We start from the raw sequence: 17,507 nt of genomic DNA on the forward strand, positions 1-17,507 counted from the left end.
CTGTTTCTTAATGGAACACTCCGTGAATCGGTTCGCAATTGTTTATCTTGAGGTCGCCGCATACTTTCTGTCTGATGCCGATAATGCTATCGGATAGTGCATGCCCGGCATGCCTTGCTGGTTCTGGTGAGGCCGTCGTGCCGGTGTTGGATATTTTTGATGAACCTTATGCCTACTCCCGAACTTCCCTTGATCCTGAGCGGTCGTGACGTCACCGCCGTTCTGGGGCCGACGAACACGGGGAAGACTCACCTCGCTATTGAGCGGATGCTGGCGCACCAGACGGGCATGATTGGCCTGCCGCTGCGCCTGCTGGCGCGTGAAGTCTACAACCGTGTTGCCGAACGGGTAGGGCTTGCCAATGTCGCGCTGATCACCGGTGAGGAAAAGATCATGCCGCCCGGCGCGCGCTATGCGGTGTGTACCGTCGAGGCGATGCCGCGCCAGACGGATATGGATTTCGTTGCCATCGACGAGGTCCAGCTTGCCAACGATCTGGAGCGTGGCCACATCTTTACTGACCGCATCCTGCATCTGCGGGGCCGTCAGGAAACCTTGCTGCTCGGTGCGGCCACCATGCGCGGCATACTGGAAAAGCTGCTGCGCGGCATCTCCGTCGTCACGCGTCCGCGCCTGTCCAATCTGACCTATGCCGGCTCGAAGAAGATCACGCGCCTGCCGCCGCGCACCGCCATCGTGGCCTTTGCTGCGGACGAGGTCTATTCCATCGCCGAACTGATCCGCCGCCAGAATGGCGGTGCCGCCGTGGTCATGGGGGCCTTGAGCCCGCGCACCCGCAATGCTCAGGTGGATCTCTACCAGTCGGGCGATGTGGATTATCTGGTCGCCACCGATGCCATCGGCATGGGGCTCAACCTCGATGTCGATCACGTGGCTTTTGCGCAGGATCGCAAGTTTGACGGCTATCAATTCCGCGATCTGTCGCCGGGCGAAATCGGCCAGATCGCCGGGCGCGCCGGGCGGCACCTGCGCGATGGCACGTTTGGCGTGACAGGTCAGGTCTCCGGTTTTTCAGAAGAACTGGTGCAGCGCGTGGAATCTCATGCCTTCGATTCCGTCAAGATTTTGCAATGGCGCACCGCCCGGTTTGATTTCTCCAGCCTTGATGCGTTGAGACGGTCGATCGACACGCCCGCACCGGTAGAGGGATTGACCCGCGCGCTGCCTGCGGTGGATCAGCAGGCGCTTGAATATCTGTCGAAAGACCCGGATATCGCGCCGCTGGCCAACACGCCGGAACGGGTGGCCCTCCTGTGGGATGCCTGTGCGTTGCCGGACTACCGCAAAATTGCGCCGGCGCAGCATGCGGATATTATTGCATCGATCTATACAGATCTCGTCGAACATGGTCATGTTAACGAAACATACATGGGCGAACAGGTGCACCGGGCTGATACGACCGACGGCGATATCGATGCTTTGTCACGGCGGATTGCCCAGATCAGAACTTGGACTTTTGTGTCGCATCGGCCGGGATGGCTGGCAGATCAGGCACATTGGCAAGAAAAGACGCGTGAAATTGAGGACAGATTATCAGATGCACTGCATGAACGGTTGACGAAACGCTTCGTAGACCGCAGGACAAGCGTGCTTATGAGGCGCCTGAGAGAGAATACAATGCTAGAAGCCGAAATTAGCCCTGCCGGGGACGTTGTTGTCGAAGGGCACCATGTTGGACGTTTGGATGGATTCCGTTTCACCACGGACAGCCAGATCGATGGAACCGATGCAAAAGCCGTGAAGGCCGCTGCACAAAAAGCCTTGGCGACAGAGTTCGACAATCGCGCCGAGCGCTTTGCCGCTTCCGCGAACGGCGACTTTGCCCTGGGATCGGACGGGACGCTGCGCTGGATTGGCGCTCCGGTCGCCTCGGTCGTCTCGGGTGAGCAGCCATTGAAGCCCCGAGCGGTGTTGCTGGCCGACGAGCAGCTGACGGGACCGGCACGCGACAAGGTCGCTGCGCGGGTTGACCGCTTCCTCGCCCATCATGTGGATACGGTGCTCAAGCCGCTGGTTGATCTTGCCAACGCGGATGCGCTGGTCGGGATCACGCGGGGACTGGCGTTCCAGCTCGTCGAAAACTTTGGCGTGCTGCAGCGCCGCGATGTGGCTGAAGATGTCCGCGGCCTCGATCAGGATTCGCGCGCGGCCCTGCGTCGTCTGGGCGTGCGCTTCGGCGCCTACCATGTCTTCCTGCCTGCATTGCTCAAACCAGCGCCTGCAGGTCTGCTGACGCTGCTATGGGCGCTCAAGGAAGATGCCAAGGATCGTCCCGGCTATGGCGATGTGGTGCAGGTTCTTTCCGCAGGCCGCACGTCGGTTGTTACCGATCCGGCCTTCGATCCGGCCTTCTATCGCCTCGCGGGCTACCGGCTGCTCGGACGCCGTGCCGTGCGCATCGATATTCTCGAGCGTCTGGCCGATCTCATCCGTCCGGCACTGGCATGGAAGCCGGGAAGCGGAACACGGCCCGACGGTGCCTATGACGGCACGCGTTTCGTCGTCACCCCGGCCATGATGTCCATTCTCGGCGCAACAGCCGACGATATGGAAGAAATCCTGAAGAATCTCGGCTACCGCTCGGAAGCAACCGATGCAGCCGTTGTGTCGGCCAAGGTTGCCGAACTCGATGCGGTTGCTCAGGCACCTGCCCTGCAGGAAACGGCTGCCGCTGCGCCGGAAGGTACCAAATCGGTGCCGGCGGCCGAACCGGTTGGTGATCCGATCGTCAAACCGGTTGTCGAGGCTGTGGCAGCCGTTGCGGTTGCCGAAGAAGCGCCTGCGGCTGCTGCTGAAACCGCAACTGCTCCAGCGGCGGAAGAAGCACCCAAGCCGGTGCTGCTCTGGCGCCAGGCTCCCCGCTTCGAAGGCCGCAACAACAACCGCCGTCCACAGGGCGGACGCGAGAATCAGCGTGAACCGCAGGCCCGCAATGGCAACAGCCAGGGCGAGGAGCGTCAAAGCCGTCCGAACCGCAATGCCGGTCCGCAGGGCGAGCGCGGTGAGCGCAAGGATTTCCGCGGCAAGGGCGGCAAGCCCGGCGGAGGCGACCGCTCCCGGCAGGAAGGCGGCAAGCCCTCCGGCAAGCCGCAGAACCACGGCAAGCGTCCGGAGCGGGAAGAACGCCCGGTCAAGATCGACATGGACTCCCCCTTCGCCAAGTTGCTGGCGTTGAAGGAGCAGATGAAGAAGTGAGGGTTTGACCCTAAATGACGGGAACCGACAGGCAGCGCATCGACAAGTGGCTGTTTTTCGCGCGAGTGGTCAAATCCCGTTCCCTCGCTGCAAAGCTGGCATCGGGCGGCAACGTCCGGGTCAATAAGGACAAGATCGACCAGCCATCACACGGGGTCAAACCCGGTGATGTGCTGACGATCACGCTGGACCGGCGCATTCTCATTTACAAAGTTCTGTCCGGCGGCACCCGGCGCGGACCCGCCGAGGAAGCGCGGACACTGTATGAGGACATTTCGCCGCCGCCACCGCCGAAGGATGCCATGAGCCGCTTCGACATGCTGCCCAGACGCGATGCGGGCAGCGGCCGTCCCACCAAGCGCGAACGGCGGGACGTCGACCGGCTGATGAAGGGCCGGGACAACGGCTCGGATGATTGACGCATCCGCGTTGTGGTTTGCCGGGCAAAACGCCGAAACATCGAAATTATCTCCAAATTCGTCGGCGGGACTAAAATATTATTTCCGCAACACCTATATTAGAGGACAATGGTTGCTTGTCGGCAGGTCATCGCGATGCGATGAATGGCACGCTGCGGACTTGGACAATAGCTCGGTCCTGATGTGATGAAGACAATCCTTTTGCACGTCGAGATTTTTCGGGCCGCGTTCTGGTGCCGCAGTCCGTTTTCCCCTCTTGTCAGGCCGGTGCCAAATCGTTACCTCAACCGCTGACACGCTGACTATGGTGTCTTCAGGAGCCAGTAAATGACATATGTTGTGACCGACAATTGCATCCGCTGCAAATATATGGATTGCGTTGAGGTCTGTCCGGTCGATTGTTTTTACGAAGGTGAGAACATGCTCGTCATCCACCCGGATGAGTGCATCGATTGCGGCGTGTGTGAACCGGAATGCCCTGCGGAGGCCATCAAGCCGGACACCGAGCCGGGCCTCGACAGCTGGTTGCAGCTGAATTCGGAATATGCGGAAAAATGGCCGAATATTTCGGCGAAGAAAGATGCGCCCAGCGATGCCAAGGAAATGGACGGCGTCACCGGTAAACTCGAGAAATACTTCTCCCCGGAACCGGGCGAAGGCGACTAAACTTATTCGGGGTGCCGCAGTTGCCCGCAAGACTGATTTGCCCTGAAAATCAAGTCTTGCAATGCGTTTAGTTTGCGCTTGTGCAGCAAAAAGTTGATTCTGATCACTTTTCGTGTTATGGTGCTGCGATATGTTGATCATTGGACGTCAATTTCGTGGCGCTAAAGCATAAATCACCAATCGGCTAGATTTTTTCCGGACTTAACAGTTCAGGTTGAGGTTCTTTGATTGTGACCCGTCCTGCTGTTTGGTCCGGATTGCTTTGCGTGAAAATATTGGCGGCCGACAAACCGGGTTCCGGTTTCCAGTGATTGGTTTAACCGGTGCGTTTTGCCGGGCGCAGCAGGGAGTAATGAAGCGCATGACAGCAGTTCCGCAGAAAAAGACCGCCCAGCGTATCGGATTCAAGACGGGTGAGTTTATTGTATATCCGGCTCACGGCGTAGGCCAGATCGTCAATATCGAAGAACAGGAAGTTGCGGGCCACAAGCTCGAACTTTTCGTGATTGACTTTCAGAAGGACAAGATGCGCTTGAAGGTACCGGTTGCAAAGGCAACCGCCATTGGTATGCGCAAACTCTCAGAAACAGATTACGTCGACCGTGCGCTGAAGGTAGTTCAGGGACGGGCCCGTATCAAGCGCACCATGTGGTCCCGCCGGGCGCAGGAATATGATGCCAAGATCAACTCGGGCGATCTGATTTCCATTTCGGAAGTTGTCCGCGATCTTTTCCGTGCCGACAATCAGCCGGAACAGTCCTATTCCGAACGCCAGCTCTATGAAGCAGCACTCGACCGCATGGCCCGTGAAATTTCCGCCGTCAATAAGATGTCGGAAACCGAAGCCGTCCGTCTGATCGAAGTCAATCTCGCCAAAGGTCCCAAGCGCGGCGCGAAGACTGAAGAAACCGAAGCTGATGCGGACATTTCCGTTGAAGACGAACAGGAAGAAGCCGCGTAACAGCGGGTTCATCCCTTTCAACAAAAAGCCCGGTTTTACCGGGCTTTTTGTTATTCGCTGATGATCTTCACCTTGTCGCCGACGGAAACCGTGCCGCCGGGCGGCAGGGCGTTGATCAGCCGGAAGAGATCCAGCTTGCGGTCCGTGCCCATGATCTGGCTGGAGAGACTGGCGAGCGTATCGCCCGCCTTGACCGTCACGACGCGGATCCGCAGCGGCTTGATGTTGGCCTTTTCCTGCGCCGTCAGCAAATGGAAGCTCTGCGTCACCGTTTGCGCTGCCGGCATCAGTGCCGTGCTGCCCGTGGGCGCTGCCGTCAGGAAGCGATAGATGCGGTCGCCCGAATTCACGACGAAAATATCGAATTCCCAGCGGTCCGCCTTGGCTTTTGCCGTGGCGGCGGGCATGCCGTTGAATGTCGTCGCCTTGACGCTGGCATTGTCCAGGCCGGTAACCCAGCCGCTGCGCATGTAGTCGACCATCGATGTCTTGCCGGAAACCTGGGTTCCGTCAAAGCGGATCGCGACTTCGCCGGGTCCGGTTGCCATGACGGCGGCTGCGGAATTGTCGATGACAAAACCATCCGGCACGGTGAAGCTGACACCGAGCAGCGGGTGCACGAAGGTGCGGCCGCGGACATAGCCTTCTTCCGGCGTGTCGCCATAGAGCAGCCCATCGATCCCTTGCAGGAAGGAATCGCGGTCCGTCGTGCCGACACCGGGTGCACCGATCTTGCGGGCATGGCCGCGCGCCAGCTCGATGCGCTGCGGCGCGGAAGGATGGCTCGCCAGGAAGTCGAGGCTGGCATCGGTGGCGCCGGAGACGTTGCGGAAGTCCGCATAGGCGGCCATTGACTGCAGGAAGCGCGCAGCCGCAAACGGATCATACCCGGCTTCGCCGATCATCTTGATGCCGATGGCATCCGCCTGCAATTCCTGATTGCGCGAGAACTGCGCCATGCGCAGCTTGCCGCGAATGAGCGCCTCGCGGCCCGCCTGGTCGTCCTGCAGCACTTCCGACACAACGCGGCCGGCGATGACGGCTTCCGCTTCGCGCTGCTGGCGTTCGATGCCGTGATTGGCGATGACATGGCCCATTTCATGGGCAATGACGGCGGCAAGCTCCGCGCTGTCATTGGCCAGCGCAAGCAGGCCGCGGGTCACATAGAGATAGCCGCCCGGCAGTGCGAAGGCATTGATGTTGGGCGAATTGAGGATGGTGATGCGATAGGTATGGGTCGGATTGTCCGATACGGTGGTCAGATTGCCGACGACCTTGGCAACCATGCGTTCGAGCCTCGCGTCCTTGTACTCGCCGCCATAGGTGGCCAGGATGCGGGGATGCTGTTCGGCGCTCAGTTTGGCCAGCCGGTCATTCTTCGAGACATTGTCGACGATGACAGGGCTTGATGACGGGCCGAGCGCATCTTCCTTGGTGACGTTGAGCACCTGGCAGCCCGACAGAAAGGCGAGCAGCAGCGTCGTCGAAACCACGGTCGTGCTTCGTACTGCCGGATGGAACCGTCGATTGCCGATGGGGAGAATGTGCGAACCCAGAATCATGTCCTCATGTCGTGCGGCGCCAGTGCAAACGCTAAAGCCAAGTTCTCACTCGTCTTTTGCCTGCGGAATCGGTGTGCTTACTTTCTAGCTAGCCCGTTGAGCAGGCTGGGGCAAGAATTACATTGATTTCTTATGAGACCCATTGAGTACAAAATATGTCAAAGTGATAACTCTTGCGAGCCGAGATATTTTCGCAACAGGGAGGGGCCTTTGGCCGAGAGCAATTCGCCCGCGGGCCCCGATGCTGCCACATGGCCATTTTCGAGAAAGAACAGCGTTGATGGTAAACGCAAAGCATCGTCTGGATGGTGGGTGACCATCACCACAGTCATTCCAGTATCTTTTTGCAGTTGTCCGACCAGATCAAGCATTTCATGGCGCAATGCTGGACCAAGTGAAGCAAAGGCTTCATCGAGCAACAGTACAGGCCGGTTGCGCACCAGCGCCCGGGCGATGGCAACGCGTTGGCGTTCCCCGCCCGACAGTGCCGCCGGTTTGCGCGTCTCCTTGCCCGCAAGCCCGACCTTGGCGATGGCGTCGTGGACCGCCTGCTGATCCGCCGCGTCGAGGTGCAGGCCCGGCCTGCGGCCAAGACCGACATTGGCGGCAACATCGAGATGGGCAAAAAGATTGTTGTCCTGAAACACCATGGAAACCGGGCGCCGGGATGGTTCGACATGCGTGACATCGGCATCGCCGATCAGCACGCGGCCGGAGAGCGGTGCCTCAAAACCGGCAATGAGATTGAGAACCGTGGATTTGCCCGCGCCGCTCGGCCCGATGATGGCGGCAATGGACGACGGTGCGATGGCAAGGTCGAAACGCATGGCCATGTCGCCGTAATCGAAGCGCACAGCATCCAGCCGGATCGCGGCGCCGCCGGTTGTGATCTTTTCCGTTTGTTCAGCCATCTCTTGCATTGTCCTGTCGGGCGAGGCTGGCCGCACCGCGGTCTGCTGCGAACATCAAGAGCAGACACAGGACCCCAAGGATCAGCGCCAGTCCCGCTGCATCCTGTGTGCGATAACTTCCCATGCGCTGCAAGAGCAGGAAAGGCAGGGTCTGGATGGAATCATTGCCGAACAGCGCGATGGTTCCAAGATCGCCCAGCGACAGGGCCATGGCGAACGCGAAGGCAACACCCATGGGCAGGCGCAAAGCCGGCCAGTCGATCAGGCGCAGCCGATCCCAGCCGGTGATGCCGAGCTGGAGGCAAAGCCGGTTGTGGCGGCTTGCAGCCGTATCCCAGGCCGGGCGCAGGATGCGGAAGGCAAAGGGCACGGCCATGGCGGCATTGACGCCGATGACCATGACGGGTGCAAGGCTGAACGGGTTGATGGCGTGGCGCGAGAGGATGAACCAGCCGGCGCCGATGACAATGGGCGGCACCACCATGATCAGGCTCGCCCCCAGATCCAGTGACCGTTCGAACAGACCCGGCGAAACCGTTCGCCGTCGGCTCTGTTGATACTCCCGGGCGATGACAAGCGACAGCGACAGCGCGAGGGAGAGCAGGGCTGCAGCCGCGCCAAGCACGATGCTTGTGGCAATGGCGCGCCAGACGATGGATTCGCTCATCAGGCGCGCCAGGTCGGTGCCAAGCCCGGAGACAACGGTTCCGCCCATGGGCAGGCCGACAAAGAGCAGTCCGAGGAGAATGATCGCTGTATTGACGCATTGCGCTGCACGGCCCGGCCGCTCGAAGCGCCGCGTGGTCGTCTGGAGACTGAAGCCTTCATCCGCCGGTTTGCCCGTCAGGCCGAGCAGCAGCAGCACGGCGATGGTCAGGCCCAGTTGCAGCAGTGTGAGCGAGACCGCGCGGGCAATATCGAAATCGAAATGCAGGGACTGGTAGATCGCCACTTCCAGCGTGGTGGCACGCGGTCCGCCGCCCAGGGTCAGCACAATCGTGAACGAGGTGATGCAGAGCATGAAGATCAGCCCGGCAATACCGGACAGATTGCGGCGGATGACCGGCCATTCGATCAGGCGGAAGCGTGCCCAGCCGCCCATGCCGAGCTGCGCGGCGAGTTTCCAGTAATCCGACGGAATGGAATCAAGGCTTGCAAGCACCAGCCGCGTCGCCAGCGGCAGGTTGAAAAAGACGTGGGCGAGAAGGATGCCGGGAAGCCCGTAAATATTGGGTATGGTGTCTATGCCGAGGCTGCTGAAAGCAAAGGCCAGCAGGCCGTTGCGGCCATAGATGCTGGTGATGCCGAGCACCGCGACAAGCGCGGGTAAGGCCAGAGGCAGGGCAAACAGGCGCAGAATCAGCGCGCGGCCGGGAAAGGCGGGATGTTCATGCAAGGCGCGCGCGAGTGGAATGGCAAAGGCAACCGCAAGCAGCATGGACAGGAGCGCCTGCACCAGCGTGAACCGCGCCACCCGCCACAGATAGCTGTCGAATGCGGCAAAACCTTCCACGCCGCCGCGCAGCGCTTCGGATGCGAGACTGAGAAGTGCGCCACCCGCAAGTGCCGCCAGAAAGGCGAGGGCGTATGCCCCCGCCCAAGGTCTGAAACTGCGGATGGCAATCACAATGCTACAGGCTCATGGCCGCGAGCCACTCATCGATCCAGGCTTTGCGGTTCTTGGCGACCTCCTCGGACGGGAAGGCCAGGGTCTTGACGGGTTGAACAAGGGTTTCGAAGGCCGGGTTCAGCGCGTCGGTGGTTTTCGCAGCCGGATACATCCAGTTGTTTTCAGGAATCGCATCCTGAAACGCCGGGCTGGTCATGAAGGCAAGAAACTGCGCCGATAGCGGGTTTTTCACCCCGTTGACGGTCTGGGCCGCGACTTCTACCTGCAGGTAATGGCCTTCGCTGAACGAAATGGCCTTATAGCGGTCCACGCGCTCGGCGATCAGGTGATAGGCCGGGGACGTCGTGTAGGACAGCACCAGCGGTGCTTCGCCCTTGGTGAAGAGGCCATAGGCCTCCGACCAGCCGGGCGTGACGGTCAGCACGCGGTCTTTCAGCTTCGCCCAGGCTTCTCCCGCCTTGTCGCCATAGACCGACTTGACCCAGAGCAGCAGGCCGAGACCGGGCGTCGAGGTGCGGGGGTCTTCGATGACGATCTTCTGCTTCGGGTCGCCTTCGGCCAGTTCCTTCAGGCTTTCCGGCGGGGTCTTCAGCTTCTCCGAATCATAGATGACGGCGAAATAGCCGTAATCGTAGGGAACGAAGGTATCATCCTTGTAGCCGCCGGGGATGTTAACAGCGGAGGTGTCGATGCCATGGGGGGCAAACAGGCCGGTTTGCCTGGCCTCGTAGGTCAGGTTGGTGTCGAGGCCGAGCACCACATCCGCCTTGGTTGACTCGCCTTCCAGCTTGACCCGGTTGAGCAGGGCAACGCCATCGGCAACCGCCACGAATTCGACCGTGCAGGCACATTGCTTTTCGAAGGCTTGCTTGACCTTCGGGCCGGGACCCCATTCGGCGGTGAAGCTTTCATAGGTGTAGACGGTGAGTTTGCCTTCGGCATGGGCGGTGCCAAGGGGAATGACGGCGAACAGAGCGGTCACAATGGCCGCTGTTTTTACAATAGTCTCGAATGGCCGCATCGGCGCCTCCTATCAGCAGTGTTCAAAAGGATTGGTGCGCCGGCAAATCTGCCGCGTCTAATCCCTCCGCCGGTACAAACCGGATCAGGTTCCGCGGGTTGGCAGGGTCTCCCCGTGCGCCTCTCAGCCGGTCCATGCGACCGGCACCCCGTTAGAGCGTGACAAGGATAGAGGTTCGGCCGGAGCCGTGCAAGCGGTCGATGCTTATGAAATCTTTATGTTTTGCCGGTTCTGCCAAATCGAAAGCTGATACTGGCGCGCCTATTGTCGCTAGCGAAAACATCCCGTGCGGCTGTTTTCCGATGGAAAGGGTCAATCATGTTTCGTGGTCACGGTTTTTATCATTCCCATGTCAGGGTACAGCAGAACCCGGCTTCCCAAAACGCCCGCCGCAAGGCGATTCTCCTGCGTCCGCGTCGGCAGAAATTCATCCCGGAGCTTTATCCGAGCCTGTTTCTGGCCATCGGCGTGGCGATTGCCGGCATGGCCGCGATTGCACTCGGGCGCTTCGTTTAACCTCGAATCACGGATGCCCTGTGCGACCGGCTTGTGCCATGCTATGGCCGGTGCATGAGCAAATTCGTCCTTCTTCTTGGTGGAACCGTTCACGTCACCGACCGTCTCCGGCATCTCATTGCCGGGGCGCGCGTTCTTGCCGCCGATGGCGGCATTGCCCATGCGCAGGCGCTGGGCGTTGAACCCGAGTTGTGGCTGGGCGATTTCGATTCGACATCGCCTGAACTTGCCGAACGCTATGCGCATGTGCCGCGTTCGGTTTTTCCGGCCGCCAAGGACATGACCGACGGCGAACTGGCACTCAACGAAGCCTACCGGCTGGGCGCCACCGAAGTGATCCTGTGCGGCGCCTTTGGCGGTGAACGCACCGACCACACCCTGCTGCACCTGACCATGGCCACCCGCCATGCGGCGGAAGGCCGGAAGATCATTCTCTCCAGCGGAAGCGAGGAAGCGCATCCCCTGGTTGCAGGAGAATATGCGTTCGATTTTGCCGATGGAACGGTATTCAGCATTGTGGCCTTTACGTCCCTGCGCGGATTATTTATCCATGGTGCGCGATGGCCGCTGGAAAATATGGAACTTTCTTTCGGTTCATCGCTTACAGTGTCGAATGCCGTGTGTGGAAATCTCCACGTATCGCTTCGTTCAGGCAATGCAGTCCTGATTGCTGCGCCGTGAAATTGCGAACCGCTTGTAAAACAACGCGGAAAGTGCAATTCTTGCGGCACAGCATTGGGGACGCAAGCTGGTTAGTTTAGTTTTGAAACGGGAGAGGTCTTCCATGTTGAAAAGTTTGTCGACAGTAGCAGTTGCCGCGCTTCTGGCATTTTCGGTAGCCGGTTGCACAACAAGTGAACAGCGTACAGCGGGTTATGGCGTTGGCGGTGCAGCACTTGGTGCTTTGGCTGGTGGTGCAATCGGTGGTGGCCGTGGCGCACTGGCTGGTGCTGCCATCGGTGGTGTTGGTGGTGTGGCTGTTGGTGCCGCAACGGCCAACAATGATGGCCGCCGTTACTGCACATATGAAAACCGTTACGGCGAGCGTTATCGCGCGCCTTGCCGCGGTTACTAATCCTTCCCCATCAGGGAAAGCGGAACAGGCCGGGAAACCGGCCTGTTTTTGTTTGAGGCTGCCGGGGTGCATGGGCTGATCTTTGTTCTGCCGCATTAAGCCCGCACGATATGGCCGCTATATTCATGTTGAGAGGATTGACTAATGAGTTTTCGTTTGACCGCCATTGCGGTTTCCGCGCTTCTGGCCATGTCATTGGCCGGTTGTGAAACGAGCGAACAGAACCAGCGGGCCGGGACGGGCGCGTTGATCGGAGGCGGTGTCGGCGCACTCGCCGGACAGGCACTCGGGCACAATACCAAGAGCACTGTGATCGGTGCGGCCGGCGGCGCGCTTCTCGGTGCGGCTGTCGGTACGGCAACGACGCCAAGCGGCGGCGGCAATGGCAATCAGAATCTTTGCCGTTATCAGCGGCCCGATGGCAGCATCTACAATGCCCCCTGCGAAGGCAATGGCGGCCGCGGCGCTGCCTATGGCGGATACAACAACAACGGTTACAACAACGGCGGCTACTGAGCGGCGCGTTGCTGAACGGATCCAGACAGGCCGGTTTTCCGGCCTGTTCTGTTTTACGCCATAAAGATATTTGACAGCGGCGCCAATCTCGCCGACAAGCGCCCGTCGGCACTGATGTCCGGCAATTGCGCTCCTTTTCCAGAACTGAAAAACGCCATGGCTCCACCCCTTCTTCGTCTTGACCGGATTGCATTGACGTTTGGCGGCACGCCGCTCCTCAGCGATGCGGCGATTTCCGTCAGCGAGGGCGATCGCATCGCCCTTGTCGGCCGCAACGGGTCCGGCAAGTCGACGCTGCTCAAGATCGCGGCGGGTTTTATCACGCCGACCGACGGCGAAGTGTTCCGTCATCCCGGCGTCACCGTCCGCTATCTCGCCCAGGCGCCCGATATGGAAGGTTTTGCCAATGTCCGCGACTATGTCGAGGCGGGTCTGGGACCAGCGGACGATCTCTACCGCGTCAGCTACATTCTTGAACATCTCGGCCTGACCGGCGAGGAAAAGCCGGACAATCTGTCGGGCGGCGAGGCGCGGCGTGCGGCGCTGGCCAAGGTTCTCGCCCCCCAGCCCGATATCCTGCTCCTCGACGAGCCGACCAACCATCTGGATCTGACAACGATCGAATGGCTGGAAGGTGAATTGCGGCAGATCCGCTCCAGCATCGTGGTGATCTCCCATGACCGGCGGTTTCTGGAAAACATCAGCCGCTCGACGGTCTGGCTTGACCGCGGCGTTACGAAACGGCTCGATCAGGGCTTTGGTGCCTTCGAGGAATGGCGTGACAAGGTGCTGGAGGAGGAAGAGCGCGATCTGCACAAGCTCGGCCGCCAGATCGTGCGCGAGGAACATTGGTTACGCTACGGCGTTACGGCACGGCGCAAACGCAACATGCGGCGTCTCGGCGAACTCCAGTCTATGCGCGGGGAGTTCCGCAATCATCGCCGTGCGCAGGGAACCGCCGTCCTGAAGGCCAGCGATGCCAGGGAATCCGGCAAGCTGGTGATCGAGGCCGAGCATCTGGTCAAGGCCTATGGCGAGCGCGTGCTGGTCAAGGATTTCTCCACGCGCATCCAGCGCGGCAACTGCGTCGGCTTTGTCGGTCCGAACGGTGTCGGCAAGACCACGCTTCTCTCCATGCTGACGGGCCTGCTTGCCCCGGACAGCGGTTTCGTGCGCCTTGGCACCAATCTCGAAATCGCCGTGCTGGACCAGAAGCGCGACAGTCTCAACCTTGACCAGACCCTGTCCGATTACCTGACCGACGGGCGCGGCGAGAATGTCATCGTCAACGGCGAACAGCGCCATGTGGCGTCCTACATGAAGGACTTCCTGTTCCAGCCGGAGCAGTTGCGCACGCCGATCCGCGAACTGTCGGGCGGCGAGCGGGCGCGGCTCATGCTGGCGCGCGTCCTGGCCCGTCCGGCCAATCTGCTGGTGCTCGACGAGCCGACCAACGATCTCGACATGGAAACGCTCGACCTCCTGCAGGAGCTGGTGTCCGGCTTTGCCGGAACCGTGCTCCTGGTCAGCCATGACCGCGATTTCCTCGACCGTACCGTAACATCGGTGATTGCGCCGGAAGGTGACGGGCGCTGGCTCGAATATGCCGGCGGCTATACGGACATGCTGGCGCAGCGCAAGGAAGCGCTGGCGACGCGCAAGGAGCTGAAGACGGCCAGGTCACCGGCCGCAACCGAGGCCGCCGGAGAGAAAACCGCAGTGCAGCGCGAGGAAAAGCGCAAACTGTCGTACAAGCAGAAATTCGCGCTGGAAAACCTGCCGGGCAAGATGGAAGCGCTGCACGCCGACATCCACAAGCTCGAAGCAAAACTTGCCGATCCGAACCTCTTTGCCAAAAACCCGCAGGTCTTCAACAAGACCGTCGAGGAGATCGGCAAGAAGCGGCACGATCTCGAGCGCTTTGAGGAAGAGTGGCTCGAGCTGGAAATGCTGCGCGAGGAAATCGAGGGCTAGAGCCTCACCTGTTCGGTCAACGCGGCAGGATCAGGTCGCCTTGGGCGCGATCTTGGCAGCGAGGTTTTCGATCCGCGTGGTGACTTCGGAAAGAACGCCGGTGATGGCCGTGTCGTTCTTGTCCGCCCTCTGCAAGGCTTCATCGCGGCTCTTGCGCAGGGCGTCCGCCTCGTTTTCAAGCCCTTTCACCCGCATCTGCAATTCATGCAGCTCGTCCGTGATCATGATGCCGGCCATGACGGTCAGGCGCAGGTCGCCGATCTCACCAAACGACGATTTGAGGTGCGTCACGTAACGGTCGAACCGCTCGGCCAGGCCGGTCAGATGCTGTTCCTGGCCCTCGTCACAGGCCATCCGGTAGGCTTTGCCGTCAATCGTAACTGTTACAGTGGCCATGGGCGTCTCTTTCAGCTGATAGCGGTATTAGCGGTCCAGTACGGTGCGAATGGATTCCATCGCCGTTACGAGACGGCGGGAGACTTCCTTGTTGGCGGCTTCCAGACGTTCCGCACGTCCTTCCGATGCGTCCAGCTCTTGGGCCAGCCTGCGCCGGTCCATGTTCATGCGCTGGACCTCTTCCTCGGCTTCGGCAAAATCGCCCTCCTGCTCAAGACGCATGTCAACAGCGTCCTCGAGATGAGCCAAGGCTTTTGCCAATCGTTCCAGAACCTGCTTGAGGGTGGCTTCCGGTGCCATTTTCGCGTTTCCCCTGTGTGTCGCTCTTTTACGCGAATCGCAAAAAGAAGAACAGCTTATGCGCCGAAGTCTAGAGGGCACATCAACGTCGCGTCAATCAATCCGCGTTGTCACAGTCCAGTCATGCACCGATAATAAGCGTCTGCGACGAAAGAGCCTGCTTTCCGAACGCCTCAATTTGACTTAGGTTTTATTGACTCCCTGATGACACCTGCTATGTGTCGCGTGCCTTTTGGATCTTGTCTGAACCGGCGTCCAGAAACGGCATTTCCTATCCTCTTCGAAAGACGGTACACATGACCAATTCTGATAAATCCAACCAAATGGCCAATGCAATCCGCTTTCTGTCGGCAGATGCAGTGGAGAAGGCCAATTCCGGCCATCCCGGCCTTCCTATGGGCGCAGCTGATATTGCGACCGTTCTTTATACCCGTTTTCTCAAGCACGATCCGAAGGCGCCGCATTGGCCCGACCGCGATCGCTTTGTCCTTTCCGCCGGACATGGCTCGATGCTGCTCTATTCGGTGCTTTACCTCTCGGGTTACCAAGACATCACCATCGACCAGATCAAGAATTTCCGCCAGCTCGGCTCGCGCACGGCCGGTCATCCCGAATATGGCCACGCCGCCGGCATCGAAACCACCACGGGCCCACTCGGCCAGGGCCTGGCCAATGCCGTGGGCATGGCACTGTCCGAACGCATCATGAATGCCCATTACGGCGACAAGCTCGTCGATCACCATACCTATGTGATTGCCGGTGACGGCTGCCTCATGGAAGGCATCAGCCAGGAAGCCCTCGCGCTTGCCGGTCATCTCAAGCTGAACAAGCTCATCGTTTTCTGGGACCACAACAACATTTCCATCGACGGCCCGGTGTCGCTGGCCGACAATACGGATCAGTGCGCCCGCTTCGAGGCTTCCGGCTGGAACTCGATCAATGTCGACGGTCATGACCAGGATGCGATTGCTGCCGCGATTGAAAAGGCCCACAAGTCCGACAAGCCGACCCTGATCGCCTGCAAGACGACCATCGGTTTCGGTGCGCCGACCAAGGCCGGTACCAACAAGGTGCATGGTTCGCCGCTCGGTGCGGAAGAACTCGCCGGTGCACGCAAGGCACTCGGCTGGACATCCGAGCCATTTGTCGTTCCTGCCGATATTCTGGATACCTGGCGCGCCTCCGGTCTGCGCTCCGCCAAGGAGCATGCGGCATGGGAACAGCGCCTTGCGGCGACCGATGCGGAAACCCGCTCGGAGTTCGAGCGCCGTATCCGCGGCGATCTGCCCGGCAATTTCGAAGCCACGATCACGGCCTACAAGAAGAAGCTTTCGGAAGACAAGCCGAAGGTCGCGACCCGCAAGTCATCGGAAATGGCGCTTGAGGTCATCAACGGTGTCATCCCCGAAACCATCGGCGGTTCTGCCGATCTGACCGGTTCCAACAACACCAAGACCAGCCAGACCCAGAACATCAGCCCCGATGATTACGGCCAGCGTTATGTGCATTACGGTATCCGCGAGCACGGCATGGCCGCTGCGATGAACGGCATGGCGCTGCATGGCGGCCTCATTCCCTATTCCGGCACATTCCTGACCTTCTCGGACTACGCCCGCGGCGCCATGCGCCTTTCCAGCCTCATGGGCATCCGCGTCATCTATGTGATGACGCACGATTCCATCGGTCTTGGTGAAGATGGCCCGACGCACCAGCCGGTCGAACATCTGGCAGCCCTGCGCGCCATTCCGAACAATTACGTGTTCCGTCCGGCGGATGCCGTTGAGACGGTGGAATGCTGGGAACTGGCGCTGAAATCCCGCAAGACGCCGTCGACATTGGCGCTGACACGCCAGAACCTGCCGACGGTCCGTACCGACCACGTCGACGAAAACAAGTGCGCCTACGGTGCCTATGAACTGGCTCCGGCCAGCGGCAAGGCTGCGGTGACGATTTTCGCGACCGGTTCGGAAGTCGAAATCGCTCTGGCGGCCCGTGCGCAGCTGGAAAAGGATGGCCATCCGGCCCGCGTCGTTTCCGTGCCCTGCTTTGAACTCTTCGAGCAGCAGAGCGAAGACTACAAGCGCGCGCTGATCGGCGATGCTCCGGTCAAGGTTGCGGTGGAAGCTGCGATCCGTCTCGGCTGGGACCGTTTCATCGGCCTCGATGGTATCTTTGTCGGCATGACCGGTTTTGGCGCCAGCGGCCCGATCGAAGAGCTCTACAAGCATTTCGGCATCACCGCGGAAGCCATCGTCGCGGCGGCGGAAGGCAAGTTGAAATAATCGGCGGGTTTACCGCTTCATCACATTCATCAAGGGCTCCTCACTACCCCCAAGGAGAAACT

Annotated in this window: 16 protein-coding genes and 1 riboswitch; of the genes, 10 read left to right on the forward strand and 6 right to left on the reverse strand. The window is 60.1% G+C overall.

The features are described from left to right. Positions 1-159 precede the first annotated feature (159 nt). The 4 genes from ACIQWS_RS14635 to ACIQWS_RS14650 all read left to right on the forward strand — a co-directional run bounded on the left by ACIQWS_RS14635 (position 160) and on the right by ACIQWS_RS14650 (position 5,262). Positions 160-3,216, forward strand: coding sequence for a helicase-related protein (locus tag ACIQWS_RS14635; protein ID WP_346307842.1), 3,057 nt, complete (start codon positions 160-162; stop codon positions 3,214-3,216). 14 nt (positions 3,217-3,230) lie between these two features. Next, entirely contained in the window at positions 3,231-3,635 is a 405-nt protein-coding gene (locus ACIQWS_RS14640) for an RNA-binding S4 domain-containing protein (protein WP_223613723.1), read from the forward strand. Positions 3,636-3,962: 327 nt separating this feature from the next. After that, positions 3,963-4,301 carry a ferredoxin FdxA gene (fdxA, locus tag ACIQWS_RS14645; RefSeq protein ID WP_105734377.1) on the forward strand — a complete coding sequence of 113 codons (339 nt, stop codon included), beginning with the start codon at positions 3,963-3,965 and terminating at the stop codon, positions 4,299-4,301. Between the two features lie 352 nt (positions 4,302-4,653). Then, positions 4,654-5,262, forward strand: a complete 609-nt coding sequence (locus ACIQWS_RS14650; RefSeq protein ID WP_223613722.1) for a CarD family transcriptional regulator — start codon at positions 4,654-4,656, stop codon at positions 5,260-5,262. A gap of 50 nt (positions 5,263-5,312) precedes the next feature. Here the strand turns inward: ACIQWS_RS14650 and ACIQWS_RS14655 are convergent, their stop codons facing one another. From ACIQWS_RS14655 to thiB, 4 genes are all read right to left on the reverse strand, one after another. Beyond that, positions 5,313-6,740 (reverse strand): M48 family metalloprotease, encoded by a 1,428-nt coding sequence (locus ACIQWS_RS14655; protein ID WP_346307849.1) that lies wholly within the window; start codon positions 6,738-6,740, stop codon positions 5,313-5,315. A gap of 242 nt (positions 6,741-6,982) precedes the next feature. Continuing rightward, positions 6,983-7,735: a thiamine ABC transporter ATP-binding protein gene (gene thiQ, locus ACIQWS_RS14660; RefSeq protein WP_403180447.1), complete on the reverse strand. Its 753-nt coding sequence runs from the start codon at positions 7,733-7,735 to the stop codon at positions 6,983-6,985. Beyond that, positions 7,728-9,362 (reverse strand): thiamine/thiamine pyrophosphate ABC transporter permease, encoded by a 1,635-nt coding sequence (thiP, locus tag ACIQWS_RS14665; protein WP_403180450.1) that lies wholly within the window; start codon positions 9,360-9,362, stop codon positions 7,728-7,730. The genes thiQ and thiP overlap by 8 nt, the downstream gene beginning before the upstream one ends. A gap of 4 nt (positions 9,363-9,366) precedes the next feature. Further along, positions 9,367-10,386 carry a thiamine ABC transporter substrate binding subunit gene (thiB, locus tag ACIQWS_RS14670; RefSeq protein ID WP_403180453.1) on the reverse strand — a complete coding sequence of 340 codons (1,020 nt, stop codon included), beginning with the start codon at positions 10,384-10,386 and terminating at the stop codon, positions 9,367-9,369. A 44-nt stretch (positions 10,387-10,430) separates the two neighbouring features. Further along, a riboswitch (TPP riboswitch) is annotated at positions 10,431-10,547 on the reverse strand. 157 nt (positions 10,548-10,704) lie between these two features. Between thiB and ACIQWS_RS14675 the strand changes: the two genes are divergently transcribed. The 5 genes from ACIQWS_RS14675 (at position 10,705) to ACIQWS_RS14695 (ending at position 14,467) form a co-directional block, all read left to right on the forward strand. Next, positions 10,705-10,902, forward strand: a complete 198-nt coding sequence (locus tag ACIQWS_RS14675) for a hypothetical protein (RefSeq protein ID WP_223613719.1) — start codon at positions 10,705-10,707, stop codon at positions 10,900-10,902. Positions 10,903-10,956: 54 nt separating this feature from the next. Next, a complete protein-coding gene (locus ACIQWS_RS14680; protein ID WP_403180457.1) occupies positions 10,957-11,583 on the forward strand; it encodes a thiamine diphosphokinase in 627 nt (208 codons plus the stop codon). A gap of 103 nt (positions 11,584-11,686) precedes the next feature. Then, complete coding sequence (locus ACIQWS_RS14685) at positions 11,687-11,977, forward strand: hypothetical protein (RefSeq protein ID WP_223613717.1); 291 nt, start codon at positions 11,687-11,689, stop codon at positions 11,975-11,977. Positions 11,978-12,121: 144 nt separating this feature from the next. Continuing rightward, positions 12,122-12,493 (forward strand): YMGG-like glycine zipper-containing protein, encoded by a 372-nt coding sequence (locus tag ACIQWS_RS14690; RefSeq protein ID WP_223613716.1) that lies wholly within the window; start codon positions 12,122-12,124, stop codon positions 12,491-12,493. 156 nt (positions 12,494-12,649) lie between these two features. Then, positions 12,650-14,467 (forward strand): ABC-F family ATP-binding cassette domain-containing protein, encoded by a 1,818-nt coding sequence (locus ACIQWS_RS14695; protein ID WP_403180462.1) that lies wholly within the window; start codon positions 12,650-12,652, stop codon positions 14,465-14,467. A gap of 30 nt (positions 14,468-14,497) precedes the next feature. Here ACIQWS_RS14695 and ACIQWS_RS14700 read toward each other — a convergent pair whose 3' ends face one another. Together ACIQWS_RS14700 and ACIQWS_RS14705 are read right to left on the reverse strand one after the other, a co-directional pair. Next, a complete protein-coding gene (locus ACIQWS_RS14700; protein WP_223613714.1) occupies positions 14,498-14,863 on the reverse strand; it encodes a cell division protein ZapA in 366 nt (121 codons plus the stop codon). Positions 14,864-14,890: 27 nt separating this feature from the next. Next, entirely contained in the window at positions 14,891-15,163 is a 273-nt protein-coding gene (locus ACIQWS_RS14705) for a DUF4164 domain-containing protein (protein ID WP_223613713.1), read from the reverse strand. Between the two features lie 296 nt (positions 15,164-15,459). On the opposite strand from ACIQWS_RS14705, the gene tkt reads away from it, so the two are divergent. Then, entirely contained in the window at positions 15,460-17,445 is a 1,986-nt protein-coding gene (gene tkt / locus ACIQWS_RS14710; protein ID WP_403180469.1) for a transketolase, read from the forward strand. The last annotated feature ends 62 nt before the right edge of the window (positions 17,446-17,507 follow it).

The organism is Phyllobacterium sp. NPDC097923 (assembly GCF_044760925.1).
Classification (GTDB): Bacteria; Pseudomonadota; Alphaproteobacteria; order Rhizobiales; family Rhizobiaceae; genus Phyllobacterium; species Phyllobacterium calauticae.

What these genes read in the sequence shown, in the direction of transcription:
- ACIQWS_RS14635 (WP_346307842.1), top strand. Translation starts at nt 160, where the DNA reads ATGAACCTTATGCCTACTCCCGAACTTCCCTTGATCCTGAGCGGTCGT.
- ACIQWS_RS14640 (WP_223613723.1), top strand. Translation starts at nt 3,231, where the DNA reads ATGACGGGAACCGACAGGCAGCGCATCGACAAGTGGCTGTTTTTCGCG.
- fdxA (WP_105734377.1), top strand. Translation starts at nt 3,963, where the DNA reads ATGACATATGTTGTGACCGACAATTGCATCCGCTGCAAATATATGGAT.
- ACIQWS_RS14650 (WP_223613722.1), top strand. Translation starts at nt 4,654, where the DNA reads ATGAAGCGCATGACAGCAGTTCCGCAGAAAAAGACCGCCCAGCGTATC.
- thiQ (WP_403180447.1), bottom strand. Translation starts at nt 7,735, where the DNA reads ATGGCTGAACAAACGGAAAAGATCACAACCGGCGGCGCCGCGATCCGG.
- thiB (WP_403180453.1), bottom strand. Translation starts at nt 10,386, where the DNA reads ATGCGGCCATTCGAGACTATTGTAAAAACAGCGGCCATTGTGACCGCT.
- ACIQWS_RS14675 (WP_223613719.1), top strand. Translation starts at nt 10,705, where the DNA reads ATGTTTCGTGGTCACGGTTTTTATCATTCCCATGTCAGGGTACAGCAG.
- ACIQWS_RS14680 (WP_403180457.1), top strand. Translation starts at nt 10,957, where the DNA reads ATGAGCAAATTCGTCCTTCTTCTTGGTGGAACCGTTCACGTCACCGAC.
- ACIQWS_RS14685 (WP_223613717.1), top strand. Translation starts at nt 11,687, where the DNA reads ATGTTGAAAAGTTTGTCGACAGTAGCAGTTGCCGCGCTTCTGGCATTT.
- ACIQWS_RS14690 (WP_223613716.1), top strand. Translation starts at nt 12,122, where the DNA reads ATGAGTTTTCGTTTGACCGCCATTGCGGTTTCCGCGCTTCTGGCCATG.
- ACIQWS_RS14695 (WP_403180462.1), top strand. Translation starts at nt 12,650, where the DNA reads ATGGCTCCACCCCTTCTTCGTCTTGACCGGATTGCATTGACGTTTGGC.
- ACIQWS_RS14700 (WP_223613714.1), bottom strand. Translation starts at nt 14,863, where the DNA reads ATGGCCACTGTAACAGTTACGATTGACGGCAAAGCCTACCGGATGGCC.
- ACIQWS_RS14705 (WP_223613713.1), bottom strand. Translation starts at nt 15,163, where the DNA reads ATGGCACCGGAAGCCACCCTCAAGCAGGTTCTGGAACGATTGGCAAAA.
- tkt (WP_403180469.1), top strand. Translation starts at nt 15,460, where the DNA reads ATGACCAATTCTGATAAATCCAACCAAATGGCCAATGCAATCCGCTTT.